We start from the raw sequence: 22,667 nt of genomic DNA, 5'->3' as shown, positions 1-22,667 counted from the left end.
AACGACGCCATCGCGGCGGCGTCCCCGTCCGTTCATTTCGCGAACAGGCAGGCGTGATCGGCTTCCCAGCTCAGCCGGACCCGGTCGCCGACCGCATAATCGGTTGGCATGGGCGTTCCGGCGGCGACGCGGACGTCCACCGGGGCACCCCAGGCCGTCATGACCGCGAAGTGGAAGGTCTCGCCGATGAAGGTCGCATCGGTCAGCACGGCATCGATCCCAGGCACGCTTGAGGGTTTGCCGGAGACGTCGATGCGCACCCGGTCCGGCCGCACCATCAGACTGCTCTGCGCGGCGGACGGCGCGGTATCGCGCATGTGCGCGGGATCGTGGAACGGCACGTCGGAGAGCCGGCTGCCGTCGGGAAAGACGATCTCCGCCCGCTCGCCGCGCCTTCCGGCAATGCTGCAGTCGAGGAAGTTCGAATGGCCGACGAAGTCGGCGACGAAGCGGGTGCGCGGCGCGTCGTAGAGCTCGCGGCCCTTGCCCACCTGCTCGATGCGGCCATGGTTGAACAAGGCGACACGGTCGGACAGGCGCAGCGCCTCCTCCTGGTCGTGCGTGACATAGAGGATGGTGACGCCGGTCTCGCGATGGATGCGGCGAATCTCGGTCTGGATTTCCTCGCGCAGCTTCTTGTCGAGCGCCGAGAGCGGCTCGTCCATCAGCAGCAGCGGGGGATCGTAGGCGAGGGCACGGGCAAGCGCGACGCGCTGCTGCTGGCCGCCCGAAAGCTGCGCCGGCATGCGGTCGGCGAAGCGCTCCAGCCGCACCAGCGCCAGCATCTCCTCGACCTTGCGGCCAATCTCGGCACGCGGGCGGCGGCGGACGCGCAGCGGAAAGGCGACGTTCTCCGCGACGCTGAGATGGGGGAACAGCGTGTAGCGCTGGAACACCATGCCGATGTTCCGCTTGTTCGACGGCTCGGCGAGGATGCTGCGCCCCTCCAGGCGGATGTCGCCGGCGCTCGGCTCGAAGAACCCGGCGATCATGTAGAGCGTGGTGCTCTTGCCGGAGCCGGAGGGGCCGAGGAACGTCATGAACTCGCCGCGCGCAATGTCGAGCGACACGTCGGAAACGGCGGCGACCTTGCCGAAGGTCTTGGTGATGCCGCGTATCTCGAGGAAGGGCGTTGTCATGGGCGGGTGTCCTTGCGGAGAGCGGCCAGGGCCATGAGGGCAGCGGTCAATCCGATCAGCACCGTCGAGACGGCGGCGATGACCGGCGAGAGGTCCTGCCTCAGCGTGCCGAAGATGCGCACCGGCAGCGTCTGGAGGTCGGGGCTGGCCATGAAGATGGCGATGACCACCTCGTCCCAGGAGGCGAGAAACGAGAAGATCGCCGCGCTGACGAGGCCGAGCCGGATGCCCGGCAGGGTGACACGGATCTTGGCTTCCAGCGGGCTGGCGCCGCACACGATGGCGGCGGTCTCGATGTCGCGGTCGAAGCGCTCCAGCGCATTGCAGATGGCGATGATCGAGAAGGGCAGCGCGATGACGAGATGCGCCAGCACGAAGCCGACGAAGGTACCGTTCAGATGCAGGCGCAGGAAGAAGGCGTAGAGCGCCACCGCCAGCACCACCACCGGCAGGATCATCGGCGTGAGGAACAGCGCGCGCAGAGCCTCCCGCCCCCGGAAGGTGCCGCGCGTCAGGCCGAAGGAGGCCATCAGCCCGATGCCGACCGACAGCACGGTGACGACGGCGGCGATCTGGAAGCTGGTGAGGAAGGAGGCGATCCATTCGGGATCGTCGAACAGTTCCTCATACCAGCGCAGCGTCCAGCCCGGCGGCGGAAACTGCAGCCATTGCGAGGAGCCGAAGGACAGCGCGACGATCAGCAGGATCGGCAGCAGCAGATAGGCGCCGACCAGCAGCGCGATGAGAATGAGGGCGACGCGCCAGGCGCCGAGGCGGGAGAAGTCGAGCAGCATGGTTCAGCTCCTCGCCTGTCCGAAGCCGAAGAAGCGGAGCTGCACGAGATAGATGGCCAGCGTGATGGTCAAAAGGATCAGCGCCGCCGCACCCGCCAGCCCCCAATCCAGCAACGACTGGACGAGCTGGGCGATCAGTTCGGCAAGCATCATGTTCGACGTGCCGCCGAGCAGCGCCGGGGTGATGAAGTAGCCGAGCGACATCACGAACACCATCAGCGCGCCGGCCGCGACGCCGGAGGCGGTGAGCGGCAGCATCACCCGCGTGAAGGCCTGCCAGCGGCTCGCCCCGCACAGCGCCGCCGCCTGGAAGACGGACGGATCGATGGAGCGGATGGTCGCGTGCAGCGGCAGGATCATGAAGGGCAGCATGATGTAGGTCATGCCGATGGTGACGCCGGCCAGATTGTTGATGAGCGGCAGCGGCTCGGAAATGATCCCGAGATTCATCAGCGTCCGGTTGATGATGCCGGTGCGCTGCAGCAGCACCATCCAGGCATAGGTGCGCGCCAGCAGGTTGGTCCACATCGACAGGATCACGATGGCGAACAGCAGCCGCGACCAGAACCCCGGCGCGATGGCGAGGAACCACGCCACCGGGAAGCCGAGCAGCACGGTCGCCACCGTCACCGTGCCGGCGACCAGGAAGGTGTTGCCGAGGACCTTGAGATAGGTCGTCGAGGCGAAGAAGGCGGCGTAGTTCTGCAGCCCGGGCTGCGGCTCGAGCACGCTTCGCAGCAGCAGGGCGAGAACCGGCAGCACGAAGATGCAGCCGACAAGCAGCAGCGCCGGCACGACCGACGCGAAGCCGCGGGAGGTGCGGCGCGGCATGGCCGGAGGCGCATGCGGGGCGGGGCGTGTCGCGGCGTCGATCACGGTCATGGGCGCTCGTCGAAGGTCGCTCGGCCCGTTCCGGCCTGAAGGACCGGAACGGGGGAAGCTGAGAGGACGTCCGCGCGTGCCGGCGCGGACGTCGCGGCGTCGTCGGGGAGGACAGGCGTCACTGCGCCTGCCAAGCGTACCAGCGCTTGCCGATCTCGTCGCGATGGGCGGCCCAGTAGCCCATGTCGAGATTGATCTGCGAGGTGGTGTGCTTGTCCGGCAGGTTCGCCGCCACATCCTTCGGCATCAGCGCCGCCGACTTGACGTTGACCGGCGCGTAGCCGCTGTCGGTGGCGAAGCTCGCCTGCCCCTCGGGGCTGGTCGCCTCGGCGAGGAACTTCATCGCCGCTTCCTTGTTCTTCGAGCCCTTCGGCACGACGAGCATGTCGGCGGCGGTCAGGTTCTGCTCCCAGGAGATGCCGACCTTCTCGCCGCTCTGCTCCAGCGCGAAGAGGCGGCCGTTCCAGAACTGGCCGATCGGCGCCTCGCCCGAGGCGAGAAGCTGCTGCGACTGCGCGCCGGTGCCCCACCACACGATGTCGCCCTTGATCGTGTCGAGCTTCTTGAAGGCGCGGTCGAGGTCGAGCGGGTAGAGCTTGTCCGCCGGCACGCCGTCGGCGAGCAGCGCGATCTCCAGCACGCCCGGCGCCGACCATTTGTAGAAGGTGCGCTTGCCGGGGAAGGCCTTGGTGTCGAACACGTCCGCCCAGCTCTTCGGCGTCTTGCCGGCAAGGCTGGCCGGGTTGAAGCCGAGCACGAAGGAGTAATAGAAGCTGCCGACCGCGTGGTCGGTGACGAAGCGCGGATCGAGATCGGCGCGCTTGACGATGCTGAAGTCGATCGGTTCGATCAGCCCGTCCTTGGCGGCGGCGGCGGCGAAGTCCGCCTCGACGTCCACGACATCCCAGGTGACGTTGCCGCTCTCGACCATGGCTTTCAGCTTGCCGTAATCGGTCGGTCCGTCCTGCTTCACGGCGATGCCGGTCTTCTTGGTGAAGGGCTCGGCCCAGTCCTTCTTCTGCGCGTCCTGAGTGGTGCCGCCCCAGCTGGTGAAGACGATGGAGCCCGACTTGGCGACGCCGAGGCCCGCGCCAGCGACGAGCGCACCGAGGGCCAGCCCTCCGACCCAGCCGATCTTGAACTTGCGAGACATGCTATTCCCCTGTGGTTCTCTGGTTATGGTCGGCACGCGGCGCTTTTTCGCGCCTTGATCTTTCGTTCTGACGCATCGTCCTTGCGCGAGAGAGCCGCTCTCCCGCGTGGAAACGCCTCGGGTCAGCTCAGCGGCGAGAACGAGGTCGGCAGGAGAATCTTGTTCTCCATCACCTCGATCAGCGCCTGGATTTTGGGCAGGAAACTCTGCCAGACCGGATCGGCGGCCAGCGCCGCGCGGCGGGCGGCACGGTCGTCGAGGCTCGCATAGGCCCAGATGTGGACGATCTCGTTCAGCGGGCCGATGTCGCTGGTGAAGTAGCCGACTAGCTGGCCCAGATGGCCCTTCTGGATGGCGATGCCCTCCTCGGCGACCAGCTTCACATAGGCCGGCACGGTGCCCGTCCTGAGCCGGTAGGTACGCATTTCGTAAAGCATGGCGGGCCTCCTCAGCGCATCACGAAGGGATCGGCGATCGGCTCGTCCGAGGTGCGGATCCAGACCGACTTGGTGCGGGTGTAATCGCGGATGGATTCCGCGCCGCCCTCGCGGCCGAGGCCGGACTGGCCGTAGCCGCCGAACGGCACGATGGGCGAGACGGCGCGGTAGGTGTTCACCCAGACGATGCCGGCGCGCAGGCGGCGGATGAGCCGGTGCGCGCGGGTGAGGCTGGAGGTGAAGACGCCCGCGGCCAGCCCGAAGGGGCTGTCATTGGCCTTGGCGATGGCGTCCGTCTCGTCGTCGAAGGCGATGACGCTGAGCACCGGCCCGAACAGTTCCTCCGCCGCGCAAGGCACCTCGTTGCCCGCGCAGGCGAGGATGGTCGGCTCGTAATAATTGCCGGCCGCGAAGCCCGCCGGCCGCCGGCCACCGGAGACGAGGACGGCGCCGGCGTCGAGGCTCGCCGCCACCGTCGCCTCGATATGGGCGAGCTGGCGCGCCGTGGCGAGCGGGCCCATCTCCGTCGCCGGGTCCCGCGGGTCGCCGATGCGGATGCAGCTCGCCTTCTCGACGAGCATGGCAAGCAGCTTCTCGCGCACCGATTCCTGGACGAAAAGCCGCGAGCCGGCGACGCAGCTCTGGCCGGAGGCGGCGAAGATGCCGGCGACGACCGCGTTGGCGGCACTCTCCAGATTGGCGTCCTCGAAGACCAGAACCGGCGATTTTCCACCCAGTTCCAGCGTCGTGTAGGCGAGGTTCTCGGCCGTGTTGCGCACCACATGCCGCGCCGTCGACGGCCCGCCGGTGAAGGCGACGCGCGAGACCAGCGGATGGGCGGTCAGCGTGCGCCCGCATTCCTCGCCGAAGCCGGTGAGGATGTTGACCACGCCCTTGGGGAAACCGGCCTCATGGACAAGACGCGCAAAGGCGAGCAGCGGCGCGGGACCTTCTTCCGACGCCTTGAGCACCACGGTGCAGCCGGCGGCGAGCGCCGGGCCGAGCTTCACCGCCGAGAGGAAGAGCTGCGAATTCCACGGCACGATGGCGGCGACGACGCCGATCGGCTCGCGGCGCAGATAGGCCTCCATGTCGGGCTTGTCGACGGGGAGGTGGGCGCCCTCGACCTTGTCGGCGAGGCCGCCGAAATAGCGGTAATAGTCGGCGACATAGCCGATCTGCGCACGGGTCTCGCGGATGATCTTGCCGGTGTCGCGGGTCTCCAGCTCGGCCAGTTCCGGGGCATGGGCGGCAACGAGGTCGCCGAGCTTCATCAGCAGCTTGCCGCGCTGGGTGGCGGTGAGGTCGGCCCAGGCGGGGTCGTCGAAGGCGCGATGGGCGGCGCGCACCGCGCGGTCGACGTCGGCGGCCGTGGCCGCCGGCATGAGCGCCCAGGCCGTCCCGGTTGCCGGATCGAGGCTCTCGAAGCTCGCGCCGCCCCCGACGAACGCGCCATCGATATAGAGGCGGAAGTCGTCGCGAAGATCCTGTGCGCTCATCTTCGTCCCCTCACACGAAAGCCGGCATGACGTGGCGGATGAAGAGGTCGAGCGACTTCTTCTTGCGGGCGTGACTGAGACCGCTGTCGATCCAGATGGAGAACTGGTCGAAGCCGAGCGCCTCGTAGCCCTTGAGCCGGGCGATCACCTCGTCGGGCTGGCCGATGACGAGATTCCGGCGCACCAGTTCGGGGGCGTATTGCGGGAATGCCGCGCGCTCCTCGGCGGAGAGCGGGGCCATGATCGCCTGCCGGATCGGCCGCTTGTTGGCGAACCAGGCACCGAACAGGCAGTAGAAGGCGGAGAGATCGTCGGCGAGTGCCTGCGTCTCGGCCTCGGAATCGGCGACGAACGTATGCTGCAGCAGCATGATCTTCGGGCGCGGCACTTCCGGATGGCTGCCGACCGCCGTGTCGAAGCGCTCCATCAGGCTGGCCACCTCGCCATCGCCGGAGGCGAGGGGAGTGACCTGCACGTTGCAGCCGTTCGCCACCGCGAAGTCGTGACTGTTGGGATCGCGCGCCGCGATCCAGACCGGCGGGCCGCCGGGCTGCACGGGCTTGGGCGATGCGGTGGTGGTGGGGAAGGACCAGAACTGGCCTTCATGGGCGTAGTCGCCCTGCCACAGCTTGCGGAGCGCCGGCACCATCTCGCGCATGCGCAGGCCCGCGCCCATGGCGTCGAGGCCGGGGAGCATGCGCTCATACTCGAAGCTGTAGGCGCCGCGCGCGATGCCGAGATCGAGCCGCCCCTCGCAGGCGACGTCCATCATCGCCGCTTCCCCGGCGAGGCGGATCGGGTTCCAGAACGGGGCGACCACATTGCCGGTACCGAGGCGCACCGTGGAGGTGCGGGCGGCCAGATGCGCGAGCTGGATGAAGGGGTTCGGTGCGATGGTGAACTCCATCGCATGGTGCTCGCCGATCCAAACCGTCTCGAAGCCGGTGGCCTCGGCGGTCAGCGCCAGTTCCTCCAGCTCGTCGAACAGCCGGCGATGCGGGATCGACGGATCGGAACGTTCCATGTGGACGAAGAGAGAGAATTTCATGGCCGTCGGATCCCCGGTTCTGTCTCAGGCGTGGGCGGCGAGCGGATGGACGGTGCCGCGCTCGGAATCGCCCACATAGATGCCGAATGCGTCTTCGCAGCGCTCGCGCACGAAACGCTGGAGCATGCTCCGCGTGGGCTCGTCCGGCAGGCGCGTCCACGGAATGGCGTCGAACGGCACCAGACGGGCCCCGCTTTCCATGCGCGGCGTACCGTCGAACGTGCCGCGATAGTAGATCGAGACCGTCCCTTCGCCGTCGCCCGGCGTCTCGAACACCGCGAACAGGAAGCCGAGCCGGCCCTCGACGCCGAGCCGTGCCAGCGCGCCTCTGAGGCTGCGCGGATTGCCGGCCGGCTCCAAGCGGGTACCGGCAGGAAGATCGACGCCGCCCTTGCCGTCCTCGATCAGCAGCACCGCGCCGTCGCGCTCCAGTATGGCGCCGACGCGGGCGGGCTCGTCGCGTCGCGCCAGCGCCTGCTGACCCAGCGCGAAATCGACATAGGCGCCCCGGCAATAGCCGAGCGGTGGGGCAGCGGTGGCACCGAAGCCGGCGACCTCGCCGATCAGGATCACATGGTCGCCCGCCTCGACGACATCATGCCGGCGGCAGTCGAACCACGCCGCCGCGTCCTCGATGACAGGGCTGCCCGCCGGACCGATGTGCCAGCGGCTGTCAGCGAATTTGTCGGCGGATTTGGAGGCGAAGAGCGCCGAGACGTCCTTCTGCCCGGCGGCCAGAACCGACACCGCGAAGTTCCCGGCGGCGCTGAACACGGGGAAGCTCGACGCCGTCCTGGCGATGCAGACGAGGATGAGCGGCGGGTCCAGCGACACCGAGGAGAACGAGTTGGCGGTGAAACCGCGCATCGTGCCCGCACCGTCACGCGTGGTGACGACCGTCACGCCGGTGACGAAGGCGCCCAGCGCCTGGCGGAACGCCTTCGCATCGAAGGCGGCGGGAGCGACCTGCTGCAGGAAGGCGAGGAGGCGCTGGTTCACGGCCTCCGGCGCCGTCAGGTTCATCATGTGGCGTTCGCCGGCCAGCACCTCGCAGCGCCCCTGAGGGACGAGCCGCGCCATCGCCTCGGACATCGCCTGGGTGGAATTCGCGTCGCCATCCGCAGTCATGAAAAGGGCAGGGACCGTAAGATCACGCAGCCTGTCGCGATGGGCCTCGTCGGAAGAGGCGAACAGCGCGTAGGTGCGCGCATACCCGACGGGATCGCAGGTGGTGAGCAGATCCGCCACGCGCTGCGCCGTCGCCTCGAGGTCCGGTGGCACCGGCTCGCCGAACCAGCGCCGCACCGCCGCCTCGTGCGACGCGGCGCTGCCTTCCTCGGCAAGCGACGCGGCGCGGGCGAGCACGGCGGCGCGCTGCGCGGGCGTGCGGCAGAACACGGCGTTGAGCGCGGCAACGCCGAGCACCCGCGCAGGATGCGACAAGGCCACATCCAGCGCCACCAGCGCACCCATAGAGTGGCCGATGACGACCGCCGCCGGCAGCGCCAGCGCATCGAGCAGGGCGACCACATGGTCGCTGTAGTCGGCGAGCCGCGCGTCGGCCGGCGGCAGGCTGGAACCGCCATGGCCGGGCATGTCGAGGGCGATCACGTCGTAGCGGGCGCGAAGCGCCTCGATCTGCGGCTCCCACGCATCCAGCGCCATGCCGACGCCATGCACCAGCACGACGGGGATGCTCCCGGCAACCCCGTCCCGCCGGTACCGGATGCGGGCCGGCCGCCCGTCGCGGCCGCTATAGCCGACGACGCGCGCCTCAGACATGGGCGCCGAGCTCCTGCGTGTCGCCGAGGTCCTTGAGGTCCTGGTAGCGGTCGCCGATGCGGTGATGCGGCCGTCCGCCGATGGACGCGCCGAGCGCCACCACGATCTCGTCCGGCGCGGGCGCGTCGAGGATGGAAAACTGGATGGTGAGGTAGTGCGAGCGGCGCCCTTCGTCGAGCTTGTCCATCAGCGGAATCACCACGGGAGTGTTCGGGCCGCCGCGCGTATTGGTGAAGGCGAGATAGCTCTTGGCGCCGACCGCCTTGCGGTAGTGGTTGCCGAAGCGCAGCGTGTGGATGAGCGCCGAGGCGTGTTCCACCTCGCCCGAAGTGCCGACGATGGCGGCCTTGCCATAGCCTTCCACCGCCTCGCCCGAGCCGGCCAGCCTGAGGATCTCCTCCGTCAGCAGCGCGCCGAGCTGCGGCGCGATGTCGTGGATTTCCGGCTTGAGGTTCTCGACGAAGCCGCGCCCGGCCCACGGATTGGTCAGCACCGCGGCGGCGGCATGCAGCCGCAGCGGAGTCGGCGCGGTGCGCCCGCCCTCGATCAGCGTGGTTTCGGAGAAGGTGACGAGCTTCCTGAGCTGCAAGGGCATCATGCGTTTCCGGCTTGGCGGCGCCTTGTTCGGCGCAGTGGTCATTCTGTCTCGTATGATGGTATACCATCGGACAATCGAGTCAATTGCCATGCCGCGCGGCACAGGCGACAAGAAGCGGGGATGGAGACGACGATGGTCGCGATGACGGATTCGAACGACGCGGCGGCGGAGATGAAGGTGGAGCGCAACGTCGCGACGCTGCGCAGCCTGACACTCGAAAAGATGCGGGATGCGATCCTCGATTTCCGCTTCCGGCCCGGCGAGCGGCTTGTCGAGCGCACGCTGTGCGAGCGGCTGGGCGTGAGCCGCAGTGTCGTGCGCGAAGTGCTGCGCCATCTCGAAGCCGAAGGATTGGTCGAGACCATTCCACACCAGGGCCCGGCGGTGGCGAAGCCCGATCCGGCCCAGGCGGCGCAGATCTACGAGATCCGCGGCCTGCTCGAGGGCGAGGCGGCACGCGCCTGCGCCCTGCATGCCGATGAGGCGTCGATCACCGAACTCGGTCACGCCATCGACAGGATCGACACTGCGTTTCGCGAGGGCACCCCGCGACTGGTGCTGAAGGCGACGACCGAATTCTACGAGAAGCTGTTCATTGCCGCCGGCAAGCTCGTCGCCTGGGACGTGGTGCGCTCATTGAATGCCCGCATCAATCACCTGCGCGGCATGACCATCGCCGCCGATGGACGCCACGCGGCCGCGATCGGCGAGATGCGCGCGCTGCACGACGCGATTCGTCGCAGGGACGGGGAGGCGGCCCTTGAGGCGAGCCGTGCGCATGTCGCCACCGTAGCCCGCCTCGCCGATGCCATTCTCGGCGACATCTGATCAACTCCAGCAAGCAGATCGAGCCACGCTCACGGCGGTTTCGCGGCCGCCGCGCGGCGAGGACGTATCGGTCGGGCTCGAATACCCTTTTCCCCATCGTCACTTACACTTCGTTCACCATGCCGCGCGATGTGCCGCATTTTCGCCTCACTCGGACAGCCTCTTGAGAGACACGGAGTGGGATCGCCGGTATCTTTCCGACGATCTTGGTGAAATGGGGCTCGATCCTGGCGACGTATCGACGTTGCCGCGGACCGGGTGCCCGGATGCGGTCGGGGTGAATGGCAACGATTCCAGTTCTTGCTCGTGCTGCCGGCCACATTGCGACGGACACCACCGCCGTCCGGATCGGCCGGCTCGTGGCGCTCTGCAGCATCGGCCTTCTGGTCGCCAATTGCACTGGCGGCTCCAAGCTGACGAGCAAGATTGATCCGAAATACGGCGTGTCCGCCAGCCCGCGCGTCGTCGCGATGGGCCAGCCCGTACCGAAGGGCGGCGGCACCTACCGCGTCGGCAAGCCTTATGTGGTCGCCGGCAAGACCTATGTGCCGACCGAGCCGAAGAACTATCGCACCGAAGGCCTCGCCTCCTGGTATGGCGACGATTTTCATGGCCGCCTGACGGCCAACGGCGAAGTGTTCGACATGCACTCCATCGCCGCGGCGCATCCGACGCTGCCGATGCCTTCCTATATCCGCGTCACCAACCTGCAGAATGGCCGGTCCATGGTGGTCCGCGTGAACGATCGCGGGCCCTATCACGGCAACCGCGTGGTCGATGTCTCCCAGCGTGCGGCCGATCTGCTCGGCTTCAAGCGTCACGGCACCGCCCGCGTGCGGGTCGAATATGTCGGCCGCGCTCCGCTCGAGGGGTCGGACGACATCCAGCTCGCCGCGACGCTGCGCCAGAACGGCAGGCCGGCCGAGATGCCCACCGTCATGGTCGCGTCCGCCGGCCCGCTGCGCGGCATGGCCGCCGCCGTGCCGCTGCCGCCGAGCCGTCCGTTCGACCTCGGCGAACCCGGCGACGAGCAGGTGGCCGACGCGTCCGAGCCGGTCTTCGATCCCGCACCGGTCGCGCCGGTCCGCGTTGCCAGCAAGCCTCGTCCGGCTGCCGTGGCGAGCGCGCCGCGTCCGGCGCCGCAGGTCGCCGCCAACCGCGCGCCCAGCGGCACGGCGCCGACCCGCGCGGTGCAGGTGGCCAGCTTGCAGCCGCCGGTCCGCGCGCCCAAGGCGCCGCCTCCGGCTTCCGCCTCGAACGGCATGCCGAGCGGCTGGGTCGTGGGACCGCAGCCCGCAATGGGCTACGCCGACGCTACGACCGACACGACCATCGATTCCGGCCGCGGCCTCTACTGACCGCCCCGCGGGCTTCCGAACATCCTTCCATGCCTTCTGGCAAAGCGCGGTGCGGGTTGCATTGCGATGGCCGTCACCGGCTGCTAACTCTGCCTTGAAGGCAGGGGAGGGTTGTTGTGAGCTTGATGCACCTCGTTGTCCCGCGCCCGAAGACGATGGCCGGCCGCTCTGTCGGCGCGCGACTCGCGTGCGGAACTCTGCTCGCCGCGATCGGCCTGATGGCCGGCATCTTCCCCGCGCGGGCACAGTCGCAGCCGGATATCGCGTCGCCGCAGGCCCTGCTTCTCGATTTCGACAGCGGATCGGTGCTCTTCGAGCGCGCCGCCGACACGGCCAATGCCCCCGCCAGCATCGCCAAGCTGATGACCATGGCGGTGGTGTTCGAGGAAGTCTCCTCGGGCCGCCTTTCGCCCGACACCGAATTCAAGGTGAGCGAGTATGCCTGGCGACGCGGTGGCGCACCTTCGGGCGGCTCCACCATGTTCGCCGCGGTGAACAGCTCCATCAAGGTGAGCGACCTGCTTCGCGGCGCCATCATCCCCTCCGGCAATGACGGGGCCATCGTGCTGGCCGAGGGCATTTCCGGCAATGAGCTGGCGTTCACGGTCAAGATGAACGAGGAGGCCAAGCGCCTCGGGCTGACCGGCTCGGTCTTCGTCAATTCCAGCGGCCTGGCCGATCCCGACCAGAAGACGACGCCGCGCGACATGGCGAAGATCGCCGCGCACATCATCCGCGACTACCCCGAACTCTACAAAATCTACAGCGAGCCGGACTTCCTCTGGAACAAGATCCGGCAGAGCAACCGCAACCCGCTGCTCGGCATGAGCCTGGGGGCCGATGGCTTCATGACCGGCTACCAGAAGGATGCCGGCTTCAACCTCGTCGGCTCGGCGGTGCAGAACGGCCAGCGCCTCATCGTCGTCATCATGGGCTCGAAAAGCGAGAAGGAGCGGGCGGAAGACGCCCGCAAGCTGCTCGAATGGGGCTTCCGTTCCTTCGAGTCGCGGCTCCTTTTCGAATCCGGGCAGATCGTCGGCGAAGCGACGCTCTACGGCGGTGCGCGTGGCGGCGCGCTGCTGACCAGCAACGAGACGATCCGCGTGCTGGTGCCGCGCAACGGCGACGAGAAGCTCGTCGCCCGCATCCGCTACGAGGGGCCCATTCCCGCGCCGGTCGAGAAGGGCGCGACGCTGGCCCGGCTGATGGTCTATCGCGGCGAACAGCTCGCCCTCGACGTGCCGCTGATCGCCGCCGAACCGGTGCCGGAAGGCCCGCTGTGGCGGCGCGCGATGGACGGTGCCTATGAACTGGTCGTGAGCCTGCTGCGCCAGGGCTACGCCAAGCTGACGGGCTGAGCATGGCGGCCCGCAAGCCCCGAGGCGCGAAATCCGCGGATCTGAAGCCCGTCGGCCTGCCACGCCGCCGTTCCGCCCGTCCGGGCCATTTCATAACCTTCGAAGGCGGGGAGGGTGCCGGCAAGTCCACGCAGGTGCGGCGGCTGCAGCAGCGCCTCGCCGCCATGGGGATCGACGCCGTGGCGACACGCGAGCCGGGCGGCTCGACCGGCGCGGAGATCGTCCGCCACCTGATCCTCTCCGGCGCCGCCAAGCCGCTGGGGCCGCTCGCCGAGGCCGCGCTCTTCGCCGCCGCCCGCGCCGATCACCTCGACGCCATGATCCGGCCGTCGCTGGCGCGCGGCGCCTGGGTCATATGCGACCGCTTCGCCGATTCGACGCGCGTCTATCAGGGCGCCGTCGGCAATGTCGATCTGCGCCTCATCGCGGCGCTCGAAGTGGTGACGGTGGGCGAGACGAAGCCGGACCTGACGATCATCCTCGACATTCCGGCGGAGGAAGGCCTGACCCGCGCCGCCACCCGCTCGGGCCGCGATGCCGACCGTTTTGAAAGCGAAGACCTCAACTTCCATCGTGGCCTGCGCGACGCCTTCCGCGATCTCGCCGCGCGCGAGCCCGGGCGCTGCGTGCTGATCGACGCCAGCGCCGACCCGGACACGGTCGCCGAGGCCGTCTGGAACGCCGTGTCGACGCGCCTCCAGCCCAAGGTCCCGCGCCGGGGAGCCCGCCAGTGAAGGAGACCGCCCAGCTGGAAGCCGACCGCTTCGGCACCGCACCCTCGCCGCGCGAGACCTCGCGCCTGATCGGCCATGACGAGGCACAGGCGATGGTCCGCACCGCCTGGGACGCCGGCCGGCTGCCGCACGCGCTGCTGCTCGGCGGGGCGGAAGGAATCGGCAAGGCGACGCTGGCCTACGCGATCGCCCGTTTCGTACTGTCCGGCGGGGCCGCGCCCGCCCATTCGCTCGCCGTCGCGCCCGACAATCCCGCGTCGCGGCAGGTCGCGGCACTGTCGCATCCGGACCTTCTGGTGCTGAGGCGCACGCCCAATGACAGCGGCAAGCTGCCGGCGACCATTCCGGCCGAGACGGTGCGCCGGGTGCGCAGCTTCTTCGGCTCGACAGCGGCACTCGGCGGCTGGCGGGTCTGCATCGTCGACACGCTGGACGAGATGAACGCGCAGGGCGCCAACGCCCTGCTGAAGACACTCGAGGAGCCGCCGGCCCGCTCGCTCTTCCTGCTGGTGAGCCACGCGCCGGGCCGGCTTCTGCCGACCATCCGCTCGCGCTGCCGCATGGTGGCGCTGCGCCGGCTGGCCGACGATCAGGTGGTCACCGCGCTGGAGTCGCTGGCCGAGACGATGCCGGACCTCGATCGCAGCCGCTTCGCCGAGGCAGCGGAGGCAGCGGGCGGCAGCGTGCGCGAGGCCCTGTCCCTGATGGCCGGCGACGGGCTGGCGGTCCGCAATGCCACGACGGTCCTGCTCGACACGCTACCGAGGGTCGATCCGAAAGCGCTGCACGCCCTTGGCGAGCGGCTTCAGGGCGACCGGGGAGGGGCACTGGAGAGCTTCGTCGGCACCGTCGAGGAATGGATCAGCGACCACGCCACGGGACGGCGCCAGACGGCCTGCGTGCGCCTTGCACGCCTGCCGGAGGTGTGGGAGAAGGTTCGCCGCGCCGCGGTCGACGCCGACGTCTACAATCTCGACCGCAAAACCCTCGTCTTCCGGATTTTCGCGTCGCTCAACGAGGCCCTGCGCCCCTGACCGCACGGGAGCCGGGCGTGCCGCAGGAAACGATCTTGAAACCCGCCTTCTACATCACCACGGCGATCGACTATCCCAATGGCGCGCCGCATATCGGCCACGCCTACGAGAAGATCGCCTCGGACGCGCTCGCCCGCTTCAAGAAGCTCGACGGCTACGACGTCTTCTTCCTGACCGGCACCGACGAGCACGGGCTGAAGATGGCGCAGACGGCGGAGAAGCAGGGCCTGACGCCGCTCGAATGGGCGACCAGGAACGCCACCCGCTTCAAGGAGATGGATGCGCTGCTCGGCGTCGACTACGACCGCTTCGTCCGCACCACCGACGAGGACCACATCGTCTCCACACAGGCGATCTGGCAGCGCATGGTCGAGGCCGGCGACATCTATCCCGGCGCCTATTCCGGCTGGTATTCGGTGCGCGACGAGGCCTATTACGCCGAGGATGAAACCACGGTGAACGCTGACGGCGTGCGCCTCGGCCCGCAGGGCACGCCGGTCGAGTGGACCGAGGAGAAGAGCTACTTCTTCCGCCTCTCAGCCTATCAGCAGAAGCTGCTCGACTATTACGACGCCCATCCCGACTTCATCCGCCCGGACGTGCGGCGCAACGAGGTGACGAGCTTCGTGAGGGGCGGCCTGCAGGACCTCTCGATCAGCCGCACCACCTTCTCCTGGGGCATCCCGGTGCCGGGCGATCCGGACCACGTGATGTATGTGTGGGTCGACGCGCTCACCAACTACATCACCGGCGTCGGCTATCCCGACACGGCGAGCGAGAGCTTCAGGCGCTACTGGCCGGCGGACCTGCACATCATCGGCAAGGACATCATCCGTTTCCACGCCGTGTACTGGCCCGCCTTCCTGATGTCGGCCGGCGTCGAGCCGCCCAAGACCGTCTTCGCCCACGGCTTCATCCACAATCGCGGGGAGAAGATGTCGAAGTCGGTCGGCAACGTCATCGACCCGTTCGACCTCGCCAATGCCTATGGCGTCGACGCGCTGCGCTATTTCCTGCTGCGCGAGATTCCGTTCGGCCAGGACGGCTCCTACAGCCATGAGGCCATCGTCGCCCGCACCAATGCCGACCTCGCCAACGACCTCGGCAATCTGGCCCAGCGCTCGCTGTCGATGATCGCCAAGAATCTCGGCGGCACGCTGCCCGCGCCCGGCCCGCTCGCCGAGGACGACGCGGCGATCCTCGCGAGCGCCGACGCCATGGGCGCCAAGGTGCGCGAGGCGATGGACGTTCAGCAGATCCATCAGGCGCTCGCCGCCATCTGGTCGGTGGTGGCCGACGCCAACCGCTATTTCGCCGGCGCCGCGCCGTGGGAACTGCGCAAGACCGATCCGGAGCGCTTCGGCACGGTGCTGTGGACGACGGCGGAAGTGGTCCGCCAGGTGGCGCTTCTGGCGCAACCCTTCATCCCAACAAGCGCCGGCAAGCTGCTGGACCTGCTTAACATTCCGGCTGAGGCCCGCAGCTTCGCCAGCCTTGGCGACGCTGGCCGGCTGATGGGCGGAACGGCGCTCCCGGCGCCGGTCGGGGTGTTCCCGCGCTATGTCGAGCCGGAGGCGTAGGCCGCTCCATGATCGTCGATAGCCACTGCCATCTCGACTTCCCGGATTTTGCCGCGGAGCTCGACGACGTGGTCGCGCGGGCACGAGCGGCGGGCGTCGGCCGCATGGTCACGATTGGCACCCGGGTGCGCCGGTCGGGTGAGGTGAGGGCGATCGCCGAACGCTTCGATGACGTGTTCTGCTCGGTCGGCACCCACCCGCACAATGCCGGCGAGGAAGCCGACGTCACGCTCGACGAATTGCTGGCCGAGGCCGACCACCCCAAGGTCGTCGCCATTGGCGAGGCGGGGCTCGACTACCATTACGACACCGCCCCGCGCGCGGCGCAGGCGGCCGGTTTCCGCCTGCATATCGAGGCGGCCCGGCGCACCGGCCTGCCACTGGTCATCCACGCCCGCGACGCCGACGAGGACGTCGCCGCGATCCTCGAAGAGGAAAGCGGGAAGGGCGCCTTCGGCTTCGTGCTCCATTGCTTCACCGCCGGCCCGGAGCTGGCCCGCCGCGCCGTGGCGCTGGGCGGCTATGTGTCGTTCTCGGGCATCCTCACCTTCAAGTCGGGTGCGCCGCTGCGCGAGATTGCCGCGAGCCTGCCGGCCGACCGCGTGCTGGTGGAGACCGACGCGCCCTACCTCGCGCCCAACAGCCGGCGCGGAAAACGCAACGAGCCTTCCTATGTGGTGGAAACCGCCCGTATACTCGCCGAGGCGCGTGGCGTCCCGTTCGAGGACATCGCAGCGCTGACCACCGAAAATTTCTTCCGCCTGTTCTCCCGGGCATCCTGAGGCATCCAATTCCGCCATGGCGCTCACCTTCACCATTCTCGGCTGCGGTTCCTCCGGCGGGGTGCCGCGGGTCGGGCAGGGATGGGGCGCCTGCGACCCGAAGGAGCCGCGCAACCGGCGCCGTCGCTGCTCCATGCTGGTTGAGCGTTTCGAGCCGGGGATCGAGCAGCCGACCCGGGTGCTGATCGACACCTCGCCGGACCTGCGCGAGCAGCTCATCGGTGCGGAGGTCGACCGTCTCGACGGCGTGCTGTTCACTCATGAACATGCCGACCACACGCACGGCATCGACGATCTGCGCCCACTGACCATCATGCACCGCCGACGCATCGACGTGTATGTCGACCCGGACACCTCGGCGCTGCTGCACCAGCGCTTTGGCTACTGCTTCGAGACGCCGCCGGGCAGCGACTATCCGCCGATCCTGGCCGAGCATCGCTATCACGCCGGCGACACGATCCGCGTCCAGGGGCCGGCCGGACCGATCGAGGCGCAGGCGTTCCGGCAGTATCACGGCAACATCATCTCGCACGGCTTCCGCATCGGCGGGCTGGCTTACTCCAGCGACCTGCACGATCTGCCGGACGAGAGCCTGCCTTATCTCGAAGGCCTCGACGTCTGGATCGTCGACGCGCTGCGCATCACGCCGCATCCGACGCATTTCTCGCTGAGCGAGGCGCTGGCTTGGATCGAGCGCCTGAAGCCGCGCCGCGCGGTGCTGACCAACCTGCACACCGATCTCGATTACGGCACGCTGATGCGCGAATTGCCCGACGGTGTCACGGCCGCCTTTGACGGCCTTAAATTCACGCTCTGACAATGGGATGTGCGGCGTTTCTAAATCATCGCCTCACGGCCTGATTATCTCGATGTTTTCCATAATATGTCTTCTGCGACTCTTAGGGATGCGAGAATGAAGCCTTCCCGCGACATCGATCGCCTGCTCGACATCATGGCCGCGCTGCGCACGCCGGTGACCGGCTGCCCGTGGGACCTCGAACAGGACTTCGCCTCCATCGCGCCCTACACCATCGAGGAAGCCTACGAGGTGGCGGACGCCATCGCGCGCGACGACCTCGACGATCTGTGCGACGAACTCGGCGACCTGCTGCTTCAGGTCGCGTTTCACGCCCGCATGGCGCAGGAGCGCGGCGCCTTCGATTTCGGCGACGTCGTCGAGGCGATCACGCGAAAGATGATCCGCCGCCACCCGCATGTGTTCGGCGACGCGCGCGGTCGTGACGTCGCGGCGGTAAATGCCGCCTGGGATGCCATCAAGGCGCAGGAGAAGGCCGAGCGGGTCGAGCGTCGGATGCGGCGCGGCCTGCCGCCGGAACCGGAGCAGGGCCGCGCGCTGGACGGCGTGCCGAGTGGCGCCCCCGCCCTCACCCGCGCCGTCAAGCTTCAGAACAAGGCGGCCAAGGTCGGCTTCGACTGGCCGAGCGTGCGGCCGGTGCTCGACAAGATCCGCGAGGAGATCGACGAGGTCGAGGCCGAGATCGTCGCGGGCGACCGCGAGGCTGCCGCCGGCGAAGTCGGCGATCTCCTGTTCGCGCTCGCCAATCTGGCCCGCCATCTCGACGTTGATCCCGAGGCGGCGCTACGCGGCACGAACCAGAAGTTCGTCCGGCGCTTCGCCTATATCGAGGATCGACTGGCGGAGGCGGGGCACTCGCCGGGCGAGGCGAGCCTCGACGAGATGGAAGCGCTCTGGCAGGCCGCGAAGCGCGAGTAATCGCCCCCCTGCTCTCGGCGGCAAGCCGCCCCCAACGCAGAGTCCCCGCCCCTCAGGCGGGAGCCGCGCCGTCGCCCGCAGGCGGCACCCGCCAGAATACAGAAACCCCGTCCACCGCTTCGAGCTCCGCCGTTATGTTGTGGCGCGCACGAAAATCATGCACCGCCTGCCGGCAGCGCTGGAGGATGTAGTCGTCGATGATCACGAACCCGCCCGGCGACACCTTGTGGTAAAGCGCGTCCAGCGCCTCGATGGTGGACTCGTACATGTCGCCATCCAGCCGCAGGATCGCGAGCCGCTCGACCGGAGCCGTGGGTAGCGTGTCCTTGAACCACCCCTCCAGGAAGCGGACCTGCGAATCCAGGAGACCGTAGCGCTCGAAATTGCGCCGAACCTCCTCAAGGGGAATCGCCAGCTCCGCGCGGGTGTGGTGGGTATCGCCACGATCCTGAGGAAACGCGGCTTCGTCAGGCGGAGGCAGGCCGCGGAAGGAATCCGCCACCCAGACCGTCCGGTCGCCGATGCCGTGTGCCGCGAAAATGCCGCGCATGTAGATGCAGGCACCACCGCGCCAGACCCCGGTCTCGATCACGTCGCCGGGAACGCCGTCGGCGATCGCGCGCTCCAGCAGATGGCGCAGATTGCGCATCCGAACGACGCCGATCATGGTTTGTGCGGTCTTCGGCCAGTCCCATCCGATCATACGCAGCTTGCTGTCGTAGCCAACCTCGGCGGAGCGGCTCTGTGCCGGATCTTCTGTGAGGCAACCGGTGAGCGCGGCTTCCAGCAGGTCGAGATAAAGCCCGCGCACGCGCCCGGAATCGCCGGTGTCACCTTCGTCCACATCTCCGGATAAGGCCGCCTGAACGCGGTAGTCGAGCAAGGACTGCCTGCCCACGGCGAGTGCCTGCTTGTTGTTGCGGGCGACGGGCAGTTCCTCGGCCGCCGTGCGCAACGTCGCGAACTCGTCCCGGAGAAGCGCCGTCCGCTGTCGCAGCGCCTCCATTTCTTCCAGGCGCAGGGCAAGCTCTGCCGAAAGGTCAGCCAGACGCCGCTGGTGTGGCGGTCTTGGCGCTGTGGCTTCCCTGATGGTACTTCGCCCCCATGATAGGTAGGCCCGCAATCGTGACATGATCCCCCCCGGCGCCCGATACGCTGAACTGTATCATACTACACCCGGGCAGCGGGCGGGCATCAGGCGGAAGGCAACCGCCGCGCGCCGAAGCGGCGCTCGATATGCTCGGCGCGATCCGGCAGCACCCGCACCACCAGGTGCAGGCGCCCGTCGACATCCTCGCGGCGTTCCAGCACCTCGCTGTGCCGGTAGAGCCAGCTCAGGCCGCTGCCGTCGGTGGCGTCGAGATTGACCCGCAGGCTCACACGCTCGCGCGACAGGCGCCGCGAGATCGACGAAAGCAGCACGTCCATGCCGTCGCCGTTGAGCGCCGACACCGGAATCGGGCGCGCATCGCCCTCGCGCCGGGAGACGGCGTTGATCAGGCGCGCCCTGCCCTCCTCGTCGAGCCGGTCGATCTTGTTCCAGACTTCGATGACGCGGTGGTCGTCCTCCGGATCGATGTCGAGATCGGCGAGCACGGCCTTCACGTCGTGCGCCTGCGCGTCGGCATCCTCATGCGACATGTCGCGCACATGCAGGATCAGGTCGGCCTCGATGACCTCCTCCAGCGTCGCCCGGAAGGCCGCGACGAGCTGGGTCGGAAGATCGGAGATGAACCCCACCGTATCGGATAGGATCACATGCTCGCCGGTCGGCAGCTGAACCGAGCGCAGCGTCGGGTCGAGCGTGGCGAAGAGCAGGTCCTGCGCCATCACGTCGGCACGGGTCAGCCGATTGAACAGCGTCGACTTGCCGGCATTGGTGTAGCCGACCAGCGCGACGACCGGATAGGGCACCTTCTTGCGGCTCGCCCGATGCAATGCACGGGTGCGCTTCACCTGTTCGAGCTCGCGCTCGATCTTGATGATCCGCTCGCCGATGAGCCGCCGGTCGGCCTCGATCTGCGTCTCGCCGGGACCGCCGAGAAAGCCGAAGCCGCCGCGCTGGCGCTCCAGATGGGTCCAGGACCGCACGAGCCGGCTGCGCTGATAGTTGAGGTGGGCGAGTTCAACCTGCAGCACGCCCTCCTTGGTGCGGGCGCGCTGGCCGAAGATCTCAAGGATCAGCGCGGTCCGGTCGATGACCTTCGCCGACCAGGCCTTTTCGAGGTTGCGCTGCTGCACCGGGCTGAGCGGCGCGTCGACGAAGACAAGCCCCGCCTCCTCCGCCGTCACGATGCCGGCGATCTCGTCGACCTTGCCGGTGCCGAGATAGGTCGCCGGACGCACCTGGGAAAGGCCGACCAGCAGGCTGGCGGCAACCTTCAGATCAATGGCGAGGGCGAGTCCGACCGCTTCCTCCAGCCGGGCCTCCGGGGAGCGGCGAGGGTCGTCCTCCCCTGCCCCGCGGCGCGTGAGATGCGGCACGACGACCACGACCCGCATCGCATCGCCGGACGTCTCGTTTTCCGTGGGCAGACCGGCACCGCGGCCGGCCGCCGGCCGCCGGGAAGCTTTCAGCTCCAATTTCAGCCCTTCTCGCCGGTCTCGTCCGGCTCGAACAGCTGAACCGGATGGCCGGGCATGATGGTCGAAATGGCGTGCTTGTAGACCAGCTGCGAATGACCGTCGCGACGCAGCAGCACACAGAAATTGTCGAACCAGGTGACGACGCCCTGGAGCTTCACGCCGTTGACCAGGAAGATGGTGAGCGGCGTCTTGTTCTTGCGGACGTGATTGAGAAAGGTGTCCTGGAGGTTCTGGGAACGTTCCGCGGCCATGATTTTTTGATCCGTTTGTTTGTTGTTGCTCGTAGGTCGGCGCGGTCGCCTTCACCAGTGCGCCCCGTCCGGGAGCGGACATTTATGAAGACGTGCATCGCAAACATGGCACACCATGCCTATCGCGCAAGATGCTTTCGCCAAGTTGCCTGCGCTTGGCAAGGCCATTCATCGGTGAGAATGGCTTGGGAACGGCACAATCCTCGCTGTCAGCGGGCGATCTCGGCCACTTTGTGGAAGTTCTCGCGCAGCGCCCGGGCCACCGGCCCCGGCCGGCCGTCGCCAATCACCTGACCATCGATTCGCACCACGGGCGTGGCGAAATTGGTCGCGGATGTCACGAAGGCCTCGCGCGCGGCCAGTGCTTCGGCGACGGTGAAGGGCCGCTCCTCGACGCGCAGCTGCAGCTTTTCGGCCACCTCCATCATCACCGTTCGGGTGATGCCGCGCAGGATGCCGCTCTCGGCCGGACGGGTGACCAGCCTGCCCTCCCCGGTCACGATCCACGCATTGGTCGAGCCGCCCTCGGTGACATGGCCGGCGGCATCGACGAACCATGCCTCGCGCGCGCCGGCCTGCCGTGCCGCCTCCTTGGCCAGCACATTGGGCAGCAGGCCGATGGTCTTGATGTCGACCCGCTCCCAGCGATTGTCGGGCACGGTGATGACCGCCATGCCCTGCAACGCCTGCGCCTCGCCCTTGGCGGGATCGACGGAACGCGCCGTCACGACGAGCGAAGGCGGCGTCGAGGGATCGGGGAAATAGTGGTCGCGCCGTGCGACGCCGCGCGTCACCTGCAGGTAGACGAAGCCGGTGCGCACGCGGTTGCGCCGGATCGTCTCGCGCAGCACCACGCCCAGCGCGGCGAGCGGCATCGGCAGGCGTATATGGATCTCGCCGAGTGAACGCACCAGCCGCTCCATATGCCGGCGCTCGTCGACCATCCGGCCGCCGCGCACCTCGCACACCTCATAGACGCCGTCGGCGAACTGGTAGCCGCGATCCTCGACATGTACCGCCGCATCCGCGTGCGGCACGTAAAGTCCGTTTACATAGGCGATGCGCGACATCTGCGATCCGTTCCGGCGG

At 68.2% G+C, this 22,667-nt stretch carries 22 protein-coding genes; 9 read left to right on the top strand and 13 right to left on the bottom strand.

Translation table 11 applies throughout. The features are described from left to right. Positions 1–32: 32 nt before the first annotated feature. The 9 genes from AC1PZ7_RS13385 to AC1PZ7_RS13345 all read right to left on the bottom strand — a co-directional run bounded on the left by AC1PZ7_RS13385 (position 33) and on the right by AC1PZ7_RS13345 (position 9,329). Positions 33–1,139 (bottom strand): ABC transporter ATP-binding protein, encoded by a 1,107-nt coding sequence (locus AC1PZ7_RS13385; protein ID WP_482355712.1) that lies wholly within the window; start codon positions 1,137–1,139, stop codon positions 33–35. Beyond that, positions 1,136–1,933, bottom strand: a complete 798-nt coding sequence (locus AC1PZ7_RS13380) for an ABC transporter permease (RefSeq protein ID WP_482355711.1) — start codon at positions 1,931–1,933, stop codon at positions 1,136–1,138. Before AC1PZ7_RS13380 ends, AC1PZ7_RS13385 begins: the two co-directional genes overlap by 4 nt. A gap of 3 nt (positions 1,934–1,936) precedes the next feature. After that, positions 1,937–2,764, bottom strand: coding sequence for an ABC transporter permease (locus AC1PZ7_RS13375; RefSeq protein ID WP_482359644.1), 828 nt, complete (start codon positions 2,762–2,764; stop codon positions 1,937–1,939). 169 nt (positions 2,765–2,933) lie between these two features. Next, the gene (locus AC1PZ7_RS13370) at positions 2,934–3,968 is read right to left on the bottom strand and encodes an ABC transporter substrate-binding protein (RefSeq protein WP_482355710.1); all 1,035 of its coding nucleotides are present in this window, start codon (positions 3,966–3,968) and stop codon (positions 2,934–2,936) included. A gap of 122 nt (positions 3,969–4,090) precedes the next feature. After that, positions 4,091–4,405, bottom strand: coding sequence for an NIPSNAP family protein (locus AC1PZ7_RS13365; protein ID WP_482355709.1), 315 nt, complete (start codon positions 4,403–4,405; stop codon positions 4,091–4,093). A gap of 11 nt (positions 4,406–4,416) precedes the next feature. Further along, positions 4,417–5,904, bottom strand: coding sequence for an aldehyde dehydrogenase (locus AC1PZ7_RS13360; protein ID WP_482355708.1), 1,488 nt, complete (start codon positions 5,902–5,904; stop codon positions 4,417–4,419). A 10-nt stretch (positions 5,905–5,914) separates the two neighbouring features. After that, positions 5,915–6,952: an LLM class flavin-dependent oxidoreductase gene (locus AC1PZ7_RS13355; RefSeq protein WP_482355707.1), complete on the bottom strand. Its 1,038-nt coding sequence runs from the start codon at positions 6,950–6,952 to the stop codon at positions 5,915–5,917. 24 nt (positions 6,953–6,976) lie between these two features. Continuing rightward, positions 6,977–8,734: an alpha/beta fold hydrolase gene (locus AC1PZ7_RS13350; protein WP_482355706.1), complete on the bottom strand. Its 1,758-nt coding sequence runs from the start codon at positions 8,732–8,734 to the stop codon at positions 6,977–6,979. Next, complete coding sequence (locus AC1PZ7_RS13345) at positions 8,727–9,329, bottom strand: amino acid synthesis family protein (RefSeq protein ID WP_482359643.1); 603 nt, start codon at positions 9,327–9,329, stop codon at positions 8,727–8,729. Before AC1PZ7_RS13345 ends, AC1PZ7_RS13350 begins: the two co-directional genes overlap by 8 nt. A 135-nt stretch (positions 9,330–9,464) precedes the next feature. On the opposite strand from AC1PZ7_RS13345, the gene AC1PZ7_RS13340 reads away from it, so the two are divergent. From AC1PZ7_RS13340 to mazG, 9 genes are all read left to right on the top strand, one after another. Further along, entirely contained in the window at positions 9,465–10,160 is a 696-nt protein-coding gene (locus tag AC1PZ7_RS13340; protein WP_482355705.1) for a GntR family transcriptional regulator, read from the top strand. Positions 10,161–10,441: 281 nt separating this feature from the next. Next, positions 10,442–11,518 carry a septal ring lytic transglycosylase RlpA family protein gene (locus AC1PZ7_RS13335; RefSeq protein ID WP_482355704.1) on the top strand — a complete coding sequence of 359 codons (1,077 nt, stop codon included), beginning with the start codon at positions 10,442–10,444 and terminating at the stop codon, positions 11,516–11,518. A 116-nt stretch (positions 11,519–11,634) separates the two neighbouring features. After that, positions 11,635–12,876 carry a D-alanyl-D-alanine carboxypeptidase family protein gene (locus AC1PZ7_RS13330; protein ID WP_482355703.1) on the top strand — a complete coding sequence of 414 codons (1,242 nt, stop codon included), beginning with the start codon at positions 11,635–11,637 and terminating at the stop codon, positions 12,874–12,876. Positions 12,877–12,878: 2 nt separating this feature from the next. Next, the gene (tmk, locus tag AC1PZ7_RS13325) at positions 12,879–13,610 is read left to right on the top strand and encodes a dTMP kinase (protein WP_482355702.1); all 732 of its coding nucleotides are present in this window, start codon (positions 12,879–12,881) and stop codon (positions 13,608–13,610) included. Then, complete coding sequence (locus tag AC1PZ7_RS13320) at positions 13,607–14,644, top strand: DNA polymerase III subunit delta' (RefSeq protein ID WP_482355701.1); 1,038 nt, start codon at positions 13,607–13,609, stop codon at positions 14,642–14,644. The genes tmk and AC1PZ7_RS13320 overlap by 4 nt, the downstream gene beginning before the upstream one ends. Positions 14,645–14,679: 35 nt before the next feature. Further along, entirely contained in the window at positions 14,680–16,224 is a 1,545-nt protein-coding gene (metG, locus tag AC1PZ7_RS13315) for a methionine--tRNA ligase (protein WP_482355700.1), read from the top strand. An 8-nt stretch (positions 16,225–16,232) separates the two neighbouring features. Then, a complete protein-coding gene (locus AC1PZ7_RS13310) occupies positions 16,233–17,006 on the top strand; it encodes a TatD family hydrolase (RefSeq protein WP_482355699.1) in 774 nt (257 codons plus the stop codon). A 16-nt stretch (positions 17,007–17,022) separates the two neighbouring features. Continuing rightward, positions 17,023–17,823 (top strand): MBL fold metallo-hydrolase, encoded by an 801-nt coding sequence (locus AC1PZ7_RS13305; RefSeq protein ID WP_482355698.1) that lies wholly within the window; start codon positions 17,023–17,025, stop codon positions 17,821–17,823. Between the two features lie 96 nt (positions 17,824–17,919). Next, positions 17,920–18,741, top strand: a complete 822-nt coding sequence (gene mazG / locus AC1PZ7_RS13300; RefSeq protein WP_482355697.1) for a nucleoside triphosphate pyrophosphohydrolase — start codon at positions 17,920–17,922, stop codon at positions 18,739–18,741. 52 nt (positions 18,742–18,793) lie between these two features. Here the strand turns inward: mazG and AC1PZ7_RS13295 are convergent, their stop codons facing one another. The 4 genes from AC1PZ7_RS13295 to AC1PZ7_RS13280 form a co-directional block, all read right to left on the bottom strand. Beyond that, positions 18,794–19,747 (bottom strand): TylF/MycF family methyltransferase, encoded by a 954-nt coding sequence (locus AC1PZ7_RS13295; RefSeq protein WP_482355696.1) that lies wholly within the window; start codon positions 19,745–19,747, stop codon positions 18,794–18,796. Positions 19,748–19,935: 188 nt separating this feature from the next. Further along, positions 19,936–21,243: a GTPase HflX gene (gene hflX / locus AC1PZ7_RS13290; RefSeq protein WP_482355695.1), complete on the bottom strand. Its 1,308-nt coding sequence runs from the start codon at positions 21,241–21,243 to the stop codon at positions 19,936–19,938. Positions 21,244–21,326: 83 nt separating this feature from the next. Beyond that, positions 21,327–21,578 (bottom strand): RNA chaperone Hfq, encoded by a 252-nt coding sequence (gene hfq, locus AC1PZ7_RS13285; RefSeq protein ID WP_013166585.1) that lies wholly within the window; start codon positions 21,576–21,578, stop codon positions 21,327–21,329. A 209-nt stretch (positions 21,579–21,787) separates the two neighbouring features. Further along, the gene (locus AC1PZ7_RS13280; RefSeq protein ID WP_482355694.1) at positions 21,788–22,648 is read right to left on the bottom strand and encodes a D-amino-acid transaminase; all 861 of its coding nucleotides are present in this window, start codon (positions 22,646–22,648) and stop codon (positions 21,788–21,790) included. Between the last annotated feature and the right edge of the window lie 19 nt (positions 22,649–22,667).

The sequence above is a fragment of the Ancylobacter sp. TW_SC_1 genome (assembly GCF_056836805.1).
The sequence above is the reverse complement of the archived record's forward strand: the minus strand, read 5'-3'. Positions and strand labels throughout refer to the sequence as shown.